This is a genomic window from Cellulophaga sp. (assembly GCF_039943695.1).
Classification (GTDB): domain Bacteria; phylum Bacteroidota; class Bacteroidia; order Flavobacteriales; family Flavobacteriaceae; genus Cellulophaga.
The window spans coordinates 46,568-64,929 of record NZ_JBDVAA010000005.1; the positions used below are offsets into that span (position 1 = coordinate 46,568).

General features: G+C 33.0%; 11 protein-coding genes and 1 pseudogene. 9 read left to right on the top strand and 3 right to left on the bottom strand.

Features of this window, described 5'->3' with window-relative positions; translation table 11 throughout:
* Positions 1-6 precede the first annotated feature (6 nt).
* The 6 genes from ABJD66_RS00410 to ABJD66_RS00435 all read left to right on the top strand — a co-directional run bounded on the left by ABJD66_RS00410 (position 7) and on the right by ABJD66_RS00435 (position 9,116).
* Positions 7-1,542: a RagB/SusD family nutrient uptake outer membrane protein gene (locus tag ABJD66_RS00410; protein WP_348126974.1), complete on the top strand. Its 1,536-nt coding sequence runs from the start codon at positions 7-9 to the stop codon at positions 1,540-1,542.
* Between the two features lie 11 nt (positions 1,543-1,553).
* On the top strand, positions 1,554-3,251 hold the full coding sequence (locus tag ABJD66_RS00415; RefSeq protein WP_348126977.1) for a hypothetical protein: 1,698 nt from the start codon (positions 1,554-1,556) through the stop codon (positions 3,249-3,251).
* Between the two features lie 58 nt (positions 3,252-3,309).
* Entirely contained in the window at positions 3,310-4,827 is a 1,518-nt protein-coding gene (locus tag ABJD66_RS00420) for a hypothetical protein (protein WP_348126980.1), read from the top strand.
* A gap of 64 nt (positions 4,828-4,891) precedes the next feature.
* Entirely contained in the window at positions 4,892-5,938 is a 1,047-nt protein-coding gene (locus ABJD66_RS00425) for a glycosidase (protein WP_348126983.1), read from the top strand.
* Positions 5,931-7,475, top strand: coding sequence for a hypothetical protein (locus tag ABJD66_RS00430; protein WP_348126986.1), 1,545 nt, complete (start codon positions 5,931-5,933; stop codon positions 7,473-7,475). The genes ABJD66_RS00425 and ABJD66_RS00430 overlap by 8 nt, the downstream gene beginning before the upstream one ends.
* Positions 7,476-7,478: 3 nt before the next feature.
* Positions 7,479-9,116 (top strand): sodium:solute symporter, encoded by a 1,638-nt coding sequence (locus ABJD66_RS00435; protein ID WP_348126989.1) that lies wholly within the window; start codon positions 7,479-7,481, stop codon positions 9,114-9,116.
* Between the two features lie 77 nt (positions 9,117-9,193).
* On the opposite strand, the gene ABJD66_RS00440 is transcribed toward ABJD66_RS00435, so the two are convergent.
* Positions 9,194-10,345, bottom strand: a complete 1,152-nt coding sequence (locus ABJD66_RS00440) for a response regulator (protein WP_348126992.1) — start codon at positions 10,343-10,345, stop codon at positions 9,194-9,196.
* Positions 10,346-10,558: 213 nt separating this feature from the next.
* Here ABJD66_RS00440 and ABJD66_RS00445 point away from each other — a divergent pair, with 213 nt between their 5' ends.
* From ABJD66_RS00445 to ABJD66_RS00455, 3 genes are read left to right on the top strand one after another with little or no spacing between them, the layout of a single operon-like run.
* The gene (locus tag ABJD66_RS00445; protein WP_348126995.1) at positions 10,559-13,645 is read left to right on the top strand and encodes a hypothetical protein; all 3,087 of its coding nucleotides are present in this window, start codon (positions 10,559-10,561) and stop codon (positions 13,643-13,645) included.
* 4 nt (positions 13,646-13,649) lie between these two features.
* Entirely contained in the window at positions 13,650-14,879 is a 1,230-nt protein-coding gene (locus ABJD66_RS00450; protein WP_348126998.1) for a hypothetical protein, read from the top strand.
* Positions 14,876-16,399: a glycoside hydrolase family 2 TIM barrel-domain containing protein gene (locus ABJD66_RS00455; protein WP_348127001.1), complete on the top strand. Its 1,524-nt coding sequence runs from the start codon at positions 14,876-14,878 to the stop codon at positions 16,397-16,399. The genes ABJD66_RS00450 and ABJD66_RS00455 overlap by 4 nt, the downstream gene beginning before the upstream one ends.
* Positions 16,400-16,454: 55 nt before the next feature.
* Here the strand turns inward: ABJD66_RS00455 and ABJD66_RS00460 are convergent, their stop codons facing one another.
* Both ABJD66_RS00460 and ABJD66_RS00465 read right to left on the bottom strand, forming a co-directional pair.
* Positions 16,455-17,726, bottom strand: coding sequence for a glycosyltransferase (locus tag ABJD66_RS00460; protein ID WP_100894504.1), 1,272 nt, complete (start codon positions 17,724-17,726; stop codon positions 16,455-16,457).
* A gap of 307 nt (positions 17,727-18,033) precedes the next feature.
* Positions 18,034-18,362 (bottom strand): annotated as a pseudogene (locus tag ABJD66_RS00465) (sugar isomerase); the annotation flags it as partial.

The window sequence follows — 18,362 nt, forward strand, 5'->3', positions numbered from 1 at the left end:
TTAAAAATGAAAACATTTACAATAATAAACGAATTGAAAATGAAGCACTTTAAAAAATTAATAGTAGGGTTGGCACTTGTTGCTGGTGTTACTTCTTGTGAGAGCTTAGATGTAGAGCCTACTGGTTTTTATTCTGATGAAAATTTCTATAAAACTATTGAAGATGCAGAGGCATCTATTTTATATGCTTACGATGCACTTACACTTGTTAGTTATGCACCTGTTACGTATTATTTTACAGAATTAGCATCAGACAATTGTGTTGTTAAGGCAGACGAGGGTGCAGATGCACAAGCATTCGTAAACTGGGAAGTTACTGCACAAAACCAATTACTAACACAGTACTACAGATCTATATATATTGCAGTAAACCGTGCAAATGCAGTAATAGAAAATATAGAAGGCAAAGGTTTTAATCCAGAAGATGAAAAACGCATACTTGGCGAAGCTTTATTTTTAAGAGCATACAACCACTTTAATGCTGTAAAAGCTTTTGGTTTAGCTCCATTACAAAAATCTTTGATAGATAAATTAGATGAAACCACAGCTACATTGCCTGCAGATATGCAAGAGGTATATGCCTTTTTAATAGACGATTTAACTAGAGCTATAGACAATTTAGAAGTAAACAGAGTTACTGGGCGTGCAGATAAGGTTGCCGCACAAGCACTACTTTCTAAAGTATACTTATTTGCTGCTTCTGCTAAAGAAAATGGAGTTCCTAAATACAATACTATTACAGAAAGTGTAGATAATTTATATGCAAAATCTGCAGAATACGCAGCTATGGTTTTAAACAACCAAGGAGAATATAGTCACGACACTGATCTTCAAAATATTTATAATGTTGACTCTCCTAACGGACCAGAACATATTTTTATATTATCGTTAGACAGGTCTGGTACAGAAGAAGGAGATTACTCTAAACTATCTAAATACTTTATTCCTTATATAGATGGAGCTACAGTTTATCTAAAAAACACAGACGATACTTTTTCTCCAACACATGACGGGTGGAGTGTTTTTCAGACTACAGATAAACTATTCACTTCTTATGAAGCTGAAGACAAACGTAAAACAGATTTATTTGTTTCAGAAATTTATAATCAAGATGGTGTCCCTATAGGCTCTGTTGCAGATGGCACTGTAATTTATCCGTTTACAAGAAAATACATAGACCCTTTATTTGAGGGTGATAAAACAAGTACAAGACCATACTTAATCCGTTACTCAGACATACAATTGGTTTATGCAGAAGCTACTGCTAATGCAGATGGTTTAGTACAATACAATCAAATTAGAAACAGAGCAAACGCTACAGAACTAGCTAGTATTGGTGGCTTATCTAAAGCAGATTTTAGAAAATTAGTTGTAGAAGAACGCCAAAGAGAACTTGCTTACGAAGGTGACCGTCTGTGGGACCTTAGGCGTACAAACACAGTACAAAGCAATGTAACCAATGCCGCTGGTTTATCCCCAGAAGCAGTTGCTTTTTATCCTATTCCACAACGTGAAATAGACTTAAACCCTAACATCAACTAAACTAAAGCGCAATGAAAAAATTAAATAACATATACTTTGTAGTGTTGGCACTATTTTTTGTAGCCTGTACAGATAATCCTCTAGAAGATGTAGAAGGTACAGATTGGCAAAAAGAACGCAATGTGGTTTCTATTTTACTAGAAGGTCAAATAGGAACAGCTATTATAGAACGTAATTTTGATGATGCAAAAATTAAAATTTACGCTAAAACCGAAAACATTGCAGATTTATCTAAGGTAGAGATTAAAAATATTGAGCTTTCTTACGGTGCAAGTTCTGCAAATGAAAAGGGTACAACATTAGATTTAAGTAGTGGCACAACTACCATCTCTGTTTCATCTGGAGCTGGAAATAGTTTAGATTGGGAGGTTACAATGCTTCCTTTTAAGTCCGACTTAGAAGGTACTTGGTACATTGGTGATGTGCGTATGTATTGCGATATGTTTACTTGGGAAAGCTGGGGCTGGGAAAAGAATGAAAGTATGTTTGGTTACTTAACAGAATTAAACCCAGAGCTAGACAACAAAATTACTTTTACTGTAGAAGGTGCAGATGCTAAAGGAAATCCTTTTGGTAATTATGAGCATAACGCTGGTAATGACGGTTCTTTTGGTAGTTACTCAGATGCCGGTAAAGGATGGGACTTTAATTCTAGATTCAGAAAAATACCAACTGGTAATGGTACTTGGTTAAGAGATTTTGAACGTAACAAAGTAATTATTACCGATGCAAACAAAGTAGAGCATGAACTAGATTTAGAGCTACTAACTGCAACTAACGAGGTTAATTTAAAAACTGAAGTTCCTTATTTAGCCGAAAATTTTAGCTGGACAGATACTGACTGGAGTTTTGAAGAACTAGCTCATATGTCTAAATTAACTTGGTATACACTAACAAAAGAACGTGTAATACAAACGGGCAATAGCATTACGGGCTTAACTGTTGCAAACCAAATAGGCGATACAGAAATAAATACAGATACTAAAGAAGTTACGGTTACCATTGCAGATAATGGCACAGATATTTCTGCTATAGAACTTACTAGCTTAAACGTATCTTATGCAGCTACATCAGACACTAATATTGGTAGCACTTTAAATTTCTCTACAGGTAATTCTACTACAATAAATGTTACTTCAGAAACAGGAGAAAGTGCTATGTGGACCATTAAATTAAAAATAGATTTTGATCCCGGAAGCGTATCTATTGCTGGCACATGGAACATTGGTGAAATTGGAGTTTACTGTGATATGTTTACCTGGGAAAGCTGGGGTTGGGAGAAAACGGAACTTTTAAATAATTACCTACCTAGTGCAGGTAAAGAGCTAGACAACACCATATCATTTATTGTAGAAGGCAAAAACGGAGACAACCCTTACGGAACGTTTGAAAATAACGCTGGTACTGATGGCGAGTACGGAGATTTTGTTTCTGATGATACTACTTGGCCAGAAACAGAATTTAATACTAGGTTTAGAAAAGTCCCTACTGGTACAGGAACTTGGGAACTTGTTGGTGACACAGTAACTATTACAGATAGCGCAGGAGCTGTATTTGTTTTAACACTAGAAATTAATTCTGAAACCGAAATTGCTATAAGCTCAGAAGTAGAGTATTTATCTGAGTTGTATAATTGGACAGACACAAACTATAATTACGAAGAAACAGCACATATGTCTAAAAAAATGTGGTACAACTTAAGTAAATAATAGATCATCAATTTGATTATAAAAATTAAGGAGATACAACAATACTAAAAATAAAAATATGAGACTTAAAAATATATTCGCCGCTGTGCTACCTATGCTACTTGTTGCTGCAAGTTGTGATGATGATGAACCTGCATTTACTTCCGTAGAAAAAAACAGAGAAGTTGTAATTACTGAAGAATTGGTTTCTACAAACTTTGTTGGTAACGGTGCACAATGGGGTGGTTATGATATGGTACCAACTTGGTTAGGTACAGAAACACTTAGTGATGCAGATTGGAACACTTTATTTAGTCGTATAGATTTTATGCGCCCTCCGTTTTTAAGAATTGTAACCAACTCTGGCTGGTCTTATGATAATGATGGTGTGTATGACGAGACCACAAAGACACTATCACTCTTTAAAATGCTAGACTATGCTAAAGATCGTAATATAGAAATTACGTATGGCGAATGGGGACACAGTTCCGTAGGCGACATTAGCACTATAGATATAGATTGGATTGAAAAATCTGTGAAATTCTTAAATCATTTAGTAAACGAAAAAGGGTATACCAATATTAAAACAATAAACATTATTAATGAGCCTAATGGCGACTGGTCTAGCACTAAAGGAGATTACAACATTTGGAAAAATGTACAGCTAGCTTATTTAGAAGAAATGAAAAACTACAGCTTGGCAGACATAAAAGTTATGGGACCAGATATTGCTGTTTTTAATACTGCTAGCCAAACAGATTGGTTAACAAAAACAGAAGCAGATTTGGGTGACAATGTTGGTTTGTATGACATTCACGTATACCCACAACAACAACTAATTCGCAATGGTGAATTTGCACAAATGCTTAGCGCTTACAAAAAAATAACTCCGGCAGACAAGCGTATTGTGTTGGGTGAAATTGGATTTAAATACACAGAGGTAGACGCAGAATTAAAATTACAAAACGAAGAAGCTATTGCTAACGACCCATATGCTGGTGAAGATTCTAATATGATGATTTATAAAGCTTTTTATGGCATAGATATGGCAGATGCTTTAATACAAGCAATGAGAGAAGGCTACTCTGGTTCTTTAGTATGGAATATGGACGATGCTATGTACAACAGTCCAGAAAACGGAGATTACCAGTCTGATAAATTAAAACGTTGGGGATTTTGGAACATTTTAGGCGAAGAGCACACTGGTAATGCTAGTGATGAAAACATTAGACCTTACTTTTACCCAGTTTCATTACTTACACGCTTTTTTCCTGCTGGCAGTGACATTTATAACGTAGAACTACCTAATAAAAAAGGATTACGCGCCGTAGTAGGCACATACAATGGCAAACAAACTGTTGCCATTGTAAACTCGCACTATTCTACATATGAGCTAAAATTAAAATCGGACTTTCTAGGTACTTTAACAGCTAATAAATACAGCTATAAATCTAATGCAGATGGCTCTTTTGTTGGTAAAGTAGATGAAAATGGCTTTGCTACCCCAATAGAAAACAACACAGAATTAAACTTTACAAGTGGTGTAAATATGACCTTAGAAGGAGAGTCTTTTATACTATTTACAAATATGGAGTAAGCCAAAAACTAAAGTTTAAAAAATCAATCAAAAATAATTTACAAATAAGGAAATAAAAATTAGTATGAATACTGTAGAACAAAAAAAAACAGGATTATTACGTCTTAAAAAACATCAAAACAACCCAGTTTTAAGTCCAAACCCAGAAAACGATTGGGAAAGCTTAGTAGTGTGTAACCCTGGTGTTTGGTATGAAGATGGTACATTTTATATGCTATACAGAGCCGCTGGTAATGACGTAGAACACCAAATACGTTTTGGTTTAGCTACCAGTACAGATGGCGTAAACTTTACACGTACCTCTAACCAGCCTGTTTTTAGTCCTAGCACAGACGGTCCAGATATGGGTGCAGTAGAAGATCCTAGAATTGTAAAATTTGGAGATGAATTTTATGTAACCTATGCCTACAGACCTCACCCTCCTGGACAATACTGGAACTTTGACCATGATGAAATTTTATTACCACAATGTGATGCCGATGCTCCGTTGGTTTTAAAAAATAACATTGCAAACTCTGGCTTACTTTTAACCAAAGATTTTAAAAACTACAGACGTTTAGGAAGAATTACACAAAGCAATTTAGATGACAGGGATGTTATTATTTTTCCTGAAAAAATAAACGGAAAATTTGCAATGTTGCATAGACCAAAAGAATGGATTGGTGAAGAATACGGTTGTGACAAACCATCTATTTGGCTTCGCTTTTCTGACGATTTAATGGTTTGGGAAGAACCAAGCACATTATTGTTAGCAGGAATAAATGGCACTTGGGAAGAAAAAATTGGCGGTAGCACACCTCCTTTAAAAACTAAAGATGGTTGGCTAATTATATACCATGGTGTAGAAAATGGCGGACTAGGATATTACCGTGTTGGGGCTGCTCTTTTAGACCTAGAAGATCCTACAATTGTAAAGTCTAGGCTAACAAATTGGATTATGGAGCCAGAGCATGATTATGAAATTGAAGGCTTTTACAAAGGCTGTGTTTTTCCAACAGGAAATATGATTATTGATGATACTTTATATGTATATTATGGTGCTGCAGACAGGTACGTTGGTCTTGCAACTTGTAATATTGATGAATTATTAAACGAATTAAAAAATGCTTAAAAAGCAACAATTTAATTACATTTTACTTCTCCTTTTTTTGCCGTTAGCATCTTGCCAAACGGTAAAAAAAGATGAGTTGGTTAAAATTGAAGCCGATAAAGTTATTTCTAATGAGTTTATTGGCAATGGTGTAGAGTGGTCTGCGTATCCACACGCAGATGCAGATGATGCAGAATGGGGCTTATTAATGACTAATAAAAAATGGGAAACTGTTTTTAAAAGGTTAGATTATATGAAGCCAAAAATTGTTAGGGTATTAGACCAAGCAAATTGGAGATACCTAGAGGGTATAGACAAAGATGGCAACCCAATTCTTAATTTTGAAAATCAAGAAATGCAAGCTTTATACAAGCTGCTAGACTATTGTGAAAAAAACGACATTAAAGTTATTCTAGGTGAATGGGGACAACCGTATAAAGTACATGACACCCATTTAAAAATGCAAGATGCATTTACCGGAGCCACAGACCCTAAGTGGCTAAATAGTATTGCAGAACACCTAAACTACCTTGTTAATACAAAAGGGTATACTTGTATTAACTATTACAATTTGGTGAATGAACCAAACGGTTATTGGTCTTCTGTAGATGGCAATTGGGACGAATGGAAACTTGGTGTTAAAAAACTAGACAGTGCTTTTTTATCAAAAAAACTAAAAACGCCAGTAAAAGTTATTGGTCCAGACGCTACTCCTTTTAATAATGAGAAATCTAAATACACGGGTGAAGAGTGGGCTAAAGAAGCGGTATTACAATTAAATGATGTTTTAGCTGCTTATGATGTTCATGATTACCCAACAAAAGAATTTGTACGCTCTGGTGATTTTGAAAAACACTACACTAAAATGATTTCTTTTGCCGATAGCGTTGCAAAAAAACCTTTTATTTTAGGTGAAATAGGTTTTGAAAAATATGTAGACGAAAATATAAAAAGATACGAGGCTGATGAGTTTGCTAGTCCAGATAGTCAATTATCTGTTTACGATTATGATTACGGTGTAGATATGGCAGATGTTTTAGTACAGTCTATGAACAGCGGTTTTGATGCTGTTATTGCATGGGGTTTAGATGATGCAATGCATACAAATGGTGATACAGGTGAAAAAAATCAGCTTAAAAAATGGGGAATGTGGAACATTCTTGGCAAAGAATTAACTGGTGATGCTAAAGAAGAAGCCATTAGACCTTGGTTTTATACCTGGGCTTTATTAACACGGTATTTTTCAAACGATATGAAAATTGTAAAAACTACTGGGTTAAAATTAGATAAAGTACGCATGGTTGCCGGCTGGTCTACTACTAATCATATTACATTTTCAATTGTAAATAATAGTAACAAAGAAGCTACATTTTCTTTAGATACTAAAAATCTTAAAAACAAAAGCTTTAAAAAGTATATCTATAGTGAAAACAACAGACCTGTAGACAATAATAACTTTCCTAAAGCCGTACAAACTAATTTAAGTTTTACTACAAATGCAGAGCAAATAACAATACCTGCAAAAAGCGTATTACTTTACACAACATACAACTATTAATTTATGAGTAATTTAAGTTATATAGACCTTACGGTTCTTGTTCTTTATATTGTTTTTATAATATGGTGGGCTTTAAAAAACGGTAAGAGTAACGATTCTGACGCTTATTTTTTGGCTGGCAGAAACTTAACTTGGCCAATGGTTGGGTTGTCTTTGTTTGCCGCAAGCGTATCTAGTTCTACTCTAATGGGGCATTCTGGTGAAGGCTTTATTAGTGGTATTGCAGTGTTTAACTACAACTGGATATCTGTATTAATAATGGTGTTTTTTGCCATGTTCTTTTTACCTTTCTACATAAAATCTGGAATTTTTACAATGCCAGAATTTTTAGAGCGCAGGTTTGATGGTAAATCAAGAACCTACTTTTCTTTTATTACAATTATTGGTAACGTTTTTTTAGATGCCGCTGCAACACTATATACAGGCGCCTTAATTATTAAAATGATTTTTCCGGAAGTAGAAATCATCTGGATTATTATAGGTATGGCTGCCGTAGCCGGTAGTTATACAATCATTGGTGGTTTATCTTCTGCAATAAACGCAGATATGATACAGGCTGCTGTGTTAATTATTGGTTCTTCAATTTTATCGTTTTACGCTATTAGCAGTATTGGTGGTTGGGAATCTTTTATAGATAAATTTAATGATGGTGTTTGGCTAAAATTAACCAGACCTTTAGACGACCCAACCGTACCTTGGTTAGGAATGTGGGTTGGGATACCTATACTTGGATTTTACTTTTGGGCCAACAACCAAGTTATGGTACAACGTGTTTTATCTGCAAAATCTATAGACCACGGTAGAAAAGGTGTTTTACTAGTAGGCTTTTTATACCTATTTACGTTATTTATATTTATTGTACCTGGATTAATTGCGCGTGGCATAAACCTATTTGGAGTAGAAAATTTACCGCATGAGTTAATTAGTGGTATAGATTTAAAAGAAAAATATGGCATTAATACAGACCAAGTATATCCTAGACTAATTGTAAAATTATTACCCGTTGGTTTAATTGGTATTATTTTATCTGCAATGATATCTGCCCTAACCTCTACCTTAAGTGCTACCTTAAGTTCTGTATCTACTCTTTTTACAATGGATTTTTACAGTAAAATTGATAAAAATGCAAGTAGCGCCAAAAAGGTAAAAGTTGGTAAAATTACAGCCGTAATCACATTAATAATTGCGGTTATTTGGGCACCTTATATTCAAAGTTTTGATTCACTTATTGCTTATTACCAAGAAATAGTTTCTTATTTAGCACCACCAATTGTTGGTACATTTTTTATAGGCTTGTTCTGGAAAAGAGCTAATGCAAAAGGTGCTTTTAGCGGTTTAATGGCTGGCTTAGTTGTTGCTGCAACAATTATGACACTAAAGTACATTTTAGACGTTAAAATAGATATACACTTTTTACTATTAGCGCCAGTATTACTACTTATTAGTTTAGTTGTATCTGTAGTTGTTAGTTTGGCTACTGCACCACCACCTGCAGATAAGGTTAAAGCAAACACATGGACTAAACAAATTTGGATAGATGAAACCAAGGAGTTAAAAGGTATAGTTTGGTATAAAAACTTTAGAGTACAAGCTATTTTGTTAGTTATAGCTTGCTTTGTTATGTATGGCTTATTTTATTAAGAAAGTCTAAGTTTAGTTAATTAAAAATCCCACATCATTACAATGTGGGATTTTTTTAGTTAGAAGAGAACCTTAACCTAAACTTCATAACTTTTATTTCCGTAGTGCATTCTAATCTGCGCTAACTGACCAACAATTTTAATAGAGTCTTTCATAGATAATTTAGAACCGTCTGCGTGTATCCACCTTTTTAATGGTTGTTCGCAAATTAACTGTTGCACATTATCTTTTCCGTATTTCTTTTTCATACGCATAAAGATCTCTACATCAAACAACCAACGTGTAATAAACTTTTTATTAAACATTGTAGTTGCTATTTCTCTATCCATTATTTTAGCACCACACTGTGTGTCTTTAAATGGCATTTTTAATATATTTTGAATAATAAGGTTTATTGTTTTACTTATTATTTTACGTGCAGATTCTTTTGTTATATCTGCTCCCATTCTGCTAATTCTAGATCCGCTTACAATTTTATAATCAGAGCTTTCAATTGTTTTTACTAAATCATCAAAATCTGTAAAATCTGTAGATAAATCTGCATCTAAATACCCTATATAATCAAACTGAGGATCTTTAGCTAAATGCAAAACTCCTTGACGAACAGCTTCAGCCTTTCCTCCGTTTTTTTCGCAATTATATACGCTTATAGTGTTTTCACTACCTTTTCTTAATTCTTCTAAAACTTCTAAAGTATTATCTGTACTACCATCGTTTACAAAACACAAATGGTATCCTAAGTTTTTCTGTGCAAAGTCTTTAAATTCTTTACTAGACAACCTATCTGCTTCATTGTAACAAGGTATAACAACACCTACGCAGTTTTTCTGAAGCATTTGTCCGCCTTCTACTTTTGCTACTGACTCAGCTTGTGTAGGAGCGCCAACAATACGTTTAACACGTGCAGCAACTTCTTCTAAACTTACTGGCTTCTTCATATAGTCATCTATACCAAGATTAAATCCATCTAAAATAATATCTTCGTCTGTATTACCAGACATTATCATTATGGCAGTTTTAGAATTATTTTTAATGTGTTTTACCACATCTAAACCACTCATATCTGGCATATTAATATCTACAATTACTAAATCTGGATTAAAAGAATTAAATACTTTTATACCATCAGCTCCAGAACTTGCAGTTTCTACTTGATATCCTAAATCAGTTAATTTCTTCTCTACAGAAAGTAAAATTAATTGTTGATCATCAATAGCTAAAATTTTCATAGGTTAAGGTTTTATGTTTGGGTAAAAAGTCATAGTTATTATTATAACTTCCTGGTACAAAGGTACATTACACATACAACTAAAAAACTGAAGAAGAGGTCAATAACCTATTGCTGTAGACGAATGGTTTTAAAAGTGAGATAACATACATTATTTATAATACAACATTATGTTTATCTTTATCTTGTTTTATATTCTTACAGGTTAAAATTTATGAAGAGAACCAATATTTTATTAATATTAGCTCTTATTGTTGGTGTTGCATTTCATGGGTCTAGTATTTTCTTTACGTTAGAGAATACCTATGACGCGTTAATTCACCTATTTTTTGCAGACCACTACGCTAATAGTTGGTTTGAGCCTTGGGATTTTAGATGGTATACTGGTTTTACAGTGCAAGCATACCCACCTTTAGTACACCAATTAATAGGTCTATTATCTTACATAGGTGGCTTAAAATTTGGGATGTTTACTGTTGCAATGTTAGCAATTATTTTATTTATTACAGGAGCCTATAGGTTTGGTTTACTTATTACTGCCAATAGAAGAGTTGCTGGTTACACTGCATTACTAGCTGTATTTTCTTCTACTTTTATTGAAACCCTACATATTTTTGGACAACTGCCCAGTATTATGGGGCTATCTATATTACTACACAGTATACCTGAGATATATTTATGGATTAAAGAAGGTAAAATAAGGTACCTGGTTACAAGTTTATCTTTAATTGCAGTTACTGTAACATCACACCATGTTACTCCTATTTTTGGAATGGTCTTTTTTATATTTCCTTTAATTGGTATGGTGATAATGGACACTGCCAAAGACAAAGTAAAAGAAACTAAAGCGGTACATTTAAAAACATTTATTTGGGCCTTTAAAAAGCTCTTTTGGCGTATTGTAATATTTGGATTTTCATCATTATTACTTATCATATTTTGTATTTTACCATATTGGGTAAACTCTAAAAAAAATCCAATAACTCAGGTTCCTATTCCGCATGGCTCTAGAGATAATTTTTTAGAAGTATTATCTTCTGGATTGGTGTTTTTTATGATTCCTTGGGGTATTTTACTCTTTATACTGCCTTATATATTTTATAGGTTTTACAGTAAAAGATATCTTTTCTTTGGTTTATCTTTTACAATGCTTACCATTTTAGGAACTGGCGGTACAACACCAATACCATTAAAGTTATTAGGAGAAACTGCTTTTAATATTTTAACCTTAGACCGGTTTACACTTTGGGCAACAATTATGGCTTTACCCATATTTGGCGAGTTTGCATATAGGATGATAGAGGGCGACCTAAAAACCAACATACAAAAGCGCTTTGGTGCTGTTTACCACAGAATTGTGGGGGGCTTTTTTATGGTAGGCATATTATTTATGGTCATTTTTACAATGAGTTTGGGTTATTTTAGACCGTCACAACCTGCAAAAATTAAAATGCTGCCTATAGTAAACTTTTTAAATCAAGATCAGCATGATCATTGGCGTTACTTAACACTTGGCTTTGGAGACCAAATGGCTTGGTTATCTGCACAAACAAAAGCAATGACTGTAGATGGTAATTACCACTCTGCACGGCGACTCCCAGAGCTAACAACAAGAGCTATAGAGCGCTTAGAGAATTCAAAATTTAGAGGCGTAGAAGGTATTGGCTCATTACAACAATTTTTAACTGTACCTGAAAAATATAATTTAAAATATATTTTCTCTAACGATAAGTTCTACGATCCCATTTTATACTTTTCTGGTTGGCAACGATTACAACAACTAGAAAACGGAATAATGGTTTGGGAAAAACTAAATGTACCACCAATACCTGCAATTATACCTAAAGAAGATGTGCCAACTTTTTTAAAAATAATGTGGAGCACCATACCTCTTTTAACAATTTTACTTGCCTTTATCATTAATATTCAAATGGTATGGTATAGGACACTAAAATCTAAAAAATTAGCATTACCATCTTACTTAAAGTATAAAATAGAATATACTAAATTCTCTAGAGGCTTAGTAACTATTAACCATATATGGGCTGGTATTGTTATTATATGTTTAGCCTACGGCGGATATTCATTTTACGCAGAAAACAGTACTCAACTTTCTGCTAAAAACGTTGTTACGGCTTATTATGATGCAGTAGATTTTAAAGAGTTTGAAAGGGCTTTTTCATACATTAATCCAGATGATGATGTTAGCCTTTCTCAATACATGTTAGAGATTTCTGTTACAGATGGTATTTTAAGTTCTTATGCTAAGTTAGATTCTATTGGTATATCATTTGTAAACAAAACAAAAAATAGTGCTAAAGTAAAAGTAGACACTAGGTGGATTACCCCTTTAGATGCAGTAGAAAAAACATTTTATCACACGGTAAAAAAGAAAAAAAACAAATGGTACTTAAGCGTTTCTAAGTTAGATAATGATTTACCGCCAGACCAATTGTTTACAGACAATGCTACTACGTTTTTTAATCATGGTAGGCGTAAAATAACTACAGAACAAACACACCACGAAGATGTGCTAAAACAACCTGTTTTAGAAATATTAACTGCTAAATTGATACAATACAATGGCAGGTACAGTATTATTGGTCAAATACAAAATGTAGACAATGTACCATCTGATGTTGTAATAAAAGGAACTTTATATAACGATAAAAATAAAGAACTAGCAAATTACAACGCTAAAGACAACATTAAACATAAATTAATGCCTAAAGAAATTACGGCTTTTAAAATTAATTTTGAAGGTATAGCTTGGTCTTCTACACAAGATACTTTGCCGCCTACATTTAACCCAGATGAGTTTACACCTATTAATTTAGAAGAAATACCCACTAAGTTTAACTTACAATGCGCTGGTAATGTTGCTAACACAGATTTATACAAAAAACTATCCTTGCAGGAGTTACAGTTTAACAATGGAAAAATGACGGGTACGTTATTTAATTCTGGTGTGCAAGAAGTAACAATACCTCAGCTCTTAATTGCATACTATAACAAAGACAAAAAACTAATTTGGATAGATCATAATTTCTTATCTGAAGGTGTACGTATACAAAGAAAACAATCTTTTAACTACAACTTGCTAAACCTTAGTAAGCTTAAAGTTATTAGTGATGATATGACCAATTGCTTTGTAAACGGTTCTCCTAACATAGAAATAGCAAAAAAAATGTTTCCCGATAGAAAACTAGACCATATAATAGATCAGCTACAGGAACAAAAAGGAGATGGTTTTAATTTTATAAGACTAGAGGTTAACAGCTATATTGGAAATCCTAAATAAAATTTTGAAGCATTATATACACATATTAATACTAGTAATTTTCTGCTGTAGTTGCAGTAAAAAAGAGGCGCCTAAAAAACAAGATAATAGCAACATTTTGTTTACAGAGTTAACTAGTAAAAAAAGATACTCAGTTACAGATAGCATTGTTTTAAAATTTTCTGCTAGCAAGGATAACAATGCTGTTTTAGTGATTAAAAATGCATATGGATTAACTATTGTTTTTCCCAAAAAAGAGAAAGAAAATATAATTTTTAAGATCCCTGAAAGTTTTACAAAAATTGCTAGTAATTTACATTGGCGACTGGTTTTAGACACGCACACAAAATTAAGCGGAACTATACGTATTTCACCTAGTGCTGAAAAAAAACCGAAGCTAGAAACATACTTAGGCCCTAGAAGTATTATTGCTGGCGGTAACGATTTTTCAATGCTTGTAAATGCTCCTACAGATAAGTATGATAACCCTTTGGTTACTGGCACCAAGGTGACTATAAAACATCAGTTTAAAAAAAATGTAACCGTAGATACTTTAAAGGTTAAAAATTTAGTGGCTTGGACCAATATTTTTTCGCCTGAAAAAACAGGTCGTATTTTAATAACCTCCTTAGTAGATAGCACAAAATCTAAAGAATTGACCTCTGTAATTTTACCAGATAATGCTGCCGATTTTTCTGTAGATTATAGTAGAAACCACGAGTACGCAGATGGCAACCAAATTATAACATTTACAACATCTACAATAAAAGATAATCACGGCAATATTGTAAGTGATGGTACTTTAGTTCTTTTTACTGCCAAAAATAGCGAAGGCAGATTGCTACAAACAAATGGCACAACTATAAATGGTGTAGCTATTGCAAAACTACTACACCCATCTAAAGAAGAATCTTGGACAATTACAGCTTACGTAACCGGAGCTGCAAAAAGCAAACCTATTACTGTAGAGTTTAACTCTGCTGTTAAAGATTATAACATACAATTATCTGCAAATAACAGAACAATTACCATTGGACCTATAGAAAGTTTTATGCAGCAATTTGTGCCAGATGGGCTAGCTGTTACAGCAACTATTTATAGTGCAGATAAAACTTTATTAAACACTAAAAAAACAACATCTTTAAAAGGTGTTGCCACATTTAATTTAGATAAAGCTTTTTTTAAACCTGGTATTTATACCATTAAAATTGAAGCTGCAGGCATAGTTAAAAACAAAGTTGTTACCTTAAAATGAAGATAAACAAAATTATATATCGAGCACTTTTATTAATCTCATTTATTGTATTAAATGGGTTAATACTAGTTGGTATTAGCGCCATGTTGTCTTACTTAAACACAGGGGCAGACAGAACTACTATTTTACATATAGAACAGAATTTTGAAGAAACATATTCTCCTAAAATTATATGGAACAACACTACTAATGAAGGCAGACCAATTGAAGACCAGACCTTAAATGCTATAGAAAATGATTATAAAAATGCGTGGAATGTTCGCAATATTGCCTTAGCAACAAATAACATGTATGGTGTAGATGATTTTTACACCACAAGTGCTAGAGCAAAAATAGATAGTATTATTTCATTAAACACCAAAAATAACACTACGCTAATTACTACATCTATACAACATAACCCAACCATAGATTTTTACAGTGCTGACGGAAAACTTGTAGTGTTTACAGACAATAAAGCAGAACAATACAATGAAGTTTACAGTAATAAAAACTTAATAAGTAGTTTTAACAGTGCTCCAAGTTACAAAGTAATGATGCTTTTAGAAGACGGATTTTGGCGCATAAGACACTTGGAAGAATTAGAGCAAAAAAACGATAGCCTAGAAAGTGTTTCTAAACTAAAACAGAAGGTTGCAAAAAAAATGTCTGGCATAAATTACTATCCCAAAAATACACCCTGGGATATGTTTGGTAAAAAATTTGACACTGTAACTCTAAAAAAAGATTTTGCTCTAATACAAAGCTTAAAGTTAAACACTATAAGAATTTTTGTCCCCTATGAGGCTTTTGGAAAAGCTACGGTAGATACTAAAAAACTAATGCAATTAGAGCAAACTTTAGATATTGCACAACAACACAAATTAAAAGTAATAGTTACTTTGTTTGATTTTTATGGCAATTATGACGTGCAAGATTGGACACTAACTCATAGACATGCAGAACAAATTGTAAATACATTAAAAAACCACCCTGCATTGGTTGCTTGGGATATAAAAAACGAGCCCGATTTAGATTTTGAATCCAGGGGAAAACCAAAAGTTATGGCTTGGTTAAAGGAAATGATTAAGAACATTAAAAAATGGGACTCTAAAACAAATATAACTGTAGGTTGGTCTAGTACAGAAGCTGCAGAAAACTTAGTTAAAGAAGTAGACTTTATATCTTTTCACTACTACAAAAAACCCGAAGATTTTTTAAATTCATTTAAAGTATTAAAAAATAAAAGTGAAGGTAAAGAATTGGTTTTACAAGAATATGGCTACTCATCATATAGTGGTATTTGGAACCTTTACTCAGGATCTAACGATGCCCAAGCAGACTATTATAAAGAAATGCAAGGGTATGTGACACAAGAAAATATTCCGTTTGTATTATGGACTTTATATGATTTTGAAACTATACCAACTGCCGTAGTAGGTAGGTTGCCTTGGCGTAAAAGCCAACAAAAGCATTTTGGTTTATTTAGTGCAGATGGCAAACCAAAAAAAGCATTAGACTATATTAAACCTAAAAAGTAAAAGGGAAACAGCTAACCATACTGTTCCCCCTTTTTTGGCTTAACCTCACCATAATTTATTTTACTAAAAGCTCTACTGCTTCTCTTTCTTTCTCCATCTCTCTTTCTTTTTCTCTTTCTGCTATAATAGTATCAATACTTATGTCTCCAGTTTTAGCCATTTGTATTGCTGTAAAGTAATCTACATACATCTGTGTAATATCAGACATTGGTAAAGAACATGCTGCTTTGTAATTTGTTCTACTTAACTCTTCTCTATACTCATCATACGTAATAATATTTTCTATAGCATCTGCTAAAGACTCTGCAGATTCTGGGTTAAAAAACTCACCTTTATATCCTTCTTCTTTTACCAAAATACTAAGATCTCCTAAATCTGGTAACGCAACTGCTTTACCGTAACTACCTGCTTGGTGTAATACTCCAGAACTACCCGTTGTAGAGGTGTAAGGAAAAACAACCACTGCACTATCATTAAAAATAACAGGTACATCTTCTTCTGCAACATAACCAGTAAACCTTAATTGGTCTACGTGCTTATATTTTTCGCTCACTTCATTTAAATAACCTGGTGTGTTTGGGCTATCTGTACCTGCTATTACTATTTCTATATCTTGTTTTGTTCGCTGACGAATAATCTCTACAGCATCAATTAAAATTTCTACTTTTTTATAGGTTCCAAATTTCCCAAAAGCCATTACTTGCTTTGCTCCTTTTGGCAATTTGTATGTTGGCTCTGGTGGAGTTTCAAAAGCTCCATGAGGAATTAAAGCTACATTTCTAGAGTTATACTTACCTTCTAAAATTGTTTTGTACTTGCTTATTGTTACGGCTAAAATATCAGATGATAAAACCACTTTTGTTAATGATGCTCCTATAAAATTATAAGCTCTCTTTAAAAAACTATTTTTAGTGATACCTGCATTTTCTAAATCTACCTGTTCTAATATATTGTGTAATAAAGATATTGTTGGTATTCCTTTTAACTTACATATTAATGGTAACATTAAACCTAACGCAGCTGGGACTTTTTTATCTCCAAATTTTAAAAACTGAAGATTAAATAAAACTGCGTCTGGCTTAGTGTCTGCAATTGCACCCATAATACCAAAAACATTTTTGTAGCTATTAAAATTCCAGCATTCTTTAACTGTAATTTTACAACCATCTTCAGTAAAAGAAAGGTCTTTGGCTTCTTTGGTTTTGTCTGTAATTAAAACTATTTCAGTTACTTCTTTTTGTAGTCTAAAATGTTTTACCAAGTGGTATCCGTATTCTGTTAAAGTTACTTTACTTGGCGGGTATGCTGTTACAATTGCTAATTTCATAAGGTTAAGTTTTACTATTTGCTTGGGTTAAATTTCTTATACAAATATCCATCTTAAACCCTTATTTAATAGGTGATTAGAGATGAGATGACAATTACTGTAGATGAATGGGAAGTGTCCTGAGGTTAAAGAAAATAAAGGAAAAATTACCTGAGACGAATGGTAATTGTTAAAAAAGGAAATAAGTAAAAAATAAGCTTTTTCTGTATTTTATTGTAGTCTGTCTATAAAACAAAAAAGCCTGAAACTTTATAAAAAAAGTTCCAAGCATTTTATCGGGGGAAGCTAACCAAATTATAAGTAGGTCTTATATATTTCTTTTTGATGAAAAGTAAAGTAGTTGTGCAAAAAGCAACGCTAACATTACTATAATTTGTAATTGTACTACCATAGCTAAACTGCTATGAAAAAATATTATTAATACTATTTGTGACAATCCCAATACACCAGATAGTATAACAGGAACATAATAGTCTAGAGATAAAAAATAGTATGCAAAAATGTTAGAGATTGCAAAAAGTGATGTTGCTAAAGCATACTGCCATAGTAATGATGACATTGCTACATAAGCATCTCCAAACATTAAAAAAATTATTGTTTCTGGAAAAAAGTAACAACCTGCAACTATAACTAAAG

Coding starts and splice junctions, on each gene's coding strand:
- ABJD66_RS00410 (WP_348126974.1), top strand. CDS start 7: ATGAAAACATTTACAATAATAAACGAATTGAAAATGAAGCACTTTAAA.
- ABJD66_RS00415 (WP_348126977.1), top strand. CDS start 1,554: ATGAAAAAATTAAATAACATATACTTTGTAGTGTTGGCACTATTTTTT.
- ABJD66_RS00420 (WP_348126980.1), top strand. CDS start 3,310: ATGAGACTTAAAAATATATTCGCCGCTGTGCTACCTATGCTACTTGTT.
- ABJD66_RS00425 (WP_348126983.1), top strand. CDS start 4,892: ATGAATACTGTAGAACAAAAAAAAACAGGATTATTACGTCTTAAAAAA.
- ABJD66_RS00430 (WP_348126986.1), top strand. CDS start 5,931: ATGCTTAAAAAGCAACAATTTAATTACATTTTACTTCTCCTTTTTTTG.
- ABJD66_RS00435 (WP_348126989.1), top strand. CDS start 7,479: ATGAGTAATTTAAGTTATATAGACCTTACGGTTCTTGTTCTTTATATT.
- ABJD66_RS00440 (WP_348126992.1), bottom strand. CDS start 10,345: ATGAAAATTTTAGCTATTGATGATCAACAATTAATTTTACTTTCTGTA.
- ABJD66_RS00445 (WP_348126995.1), top strand. CDS start 10,559: ATGAAGAGAACCAATATTTTATTAATATTAGCTCTTATTGTTGGTGTT.
- ABJD66_RS00455 (WP_348127001.1), top strand. CDS start 14,876: ATGAAGATAAACAAAATTATATATCGAGCACTTTTATTAATCTCATTT.
- ABJD66_RS00460 (WP_100894504.1), bottom strand. CDS start 17,726: ATGAAATTAGCAATTGTAACAGCATACCCGCCAAGTAAAGTAACTTTA.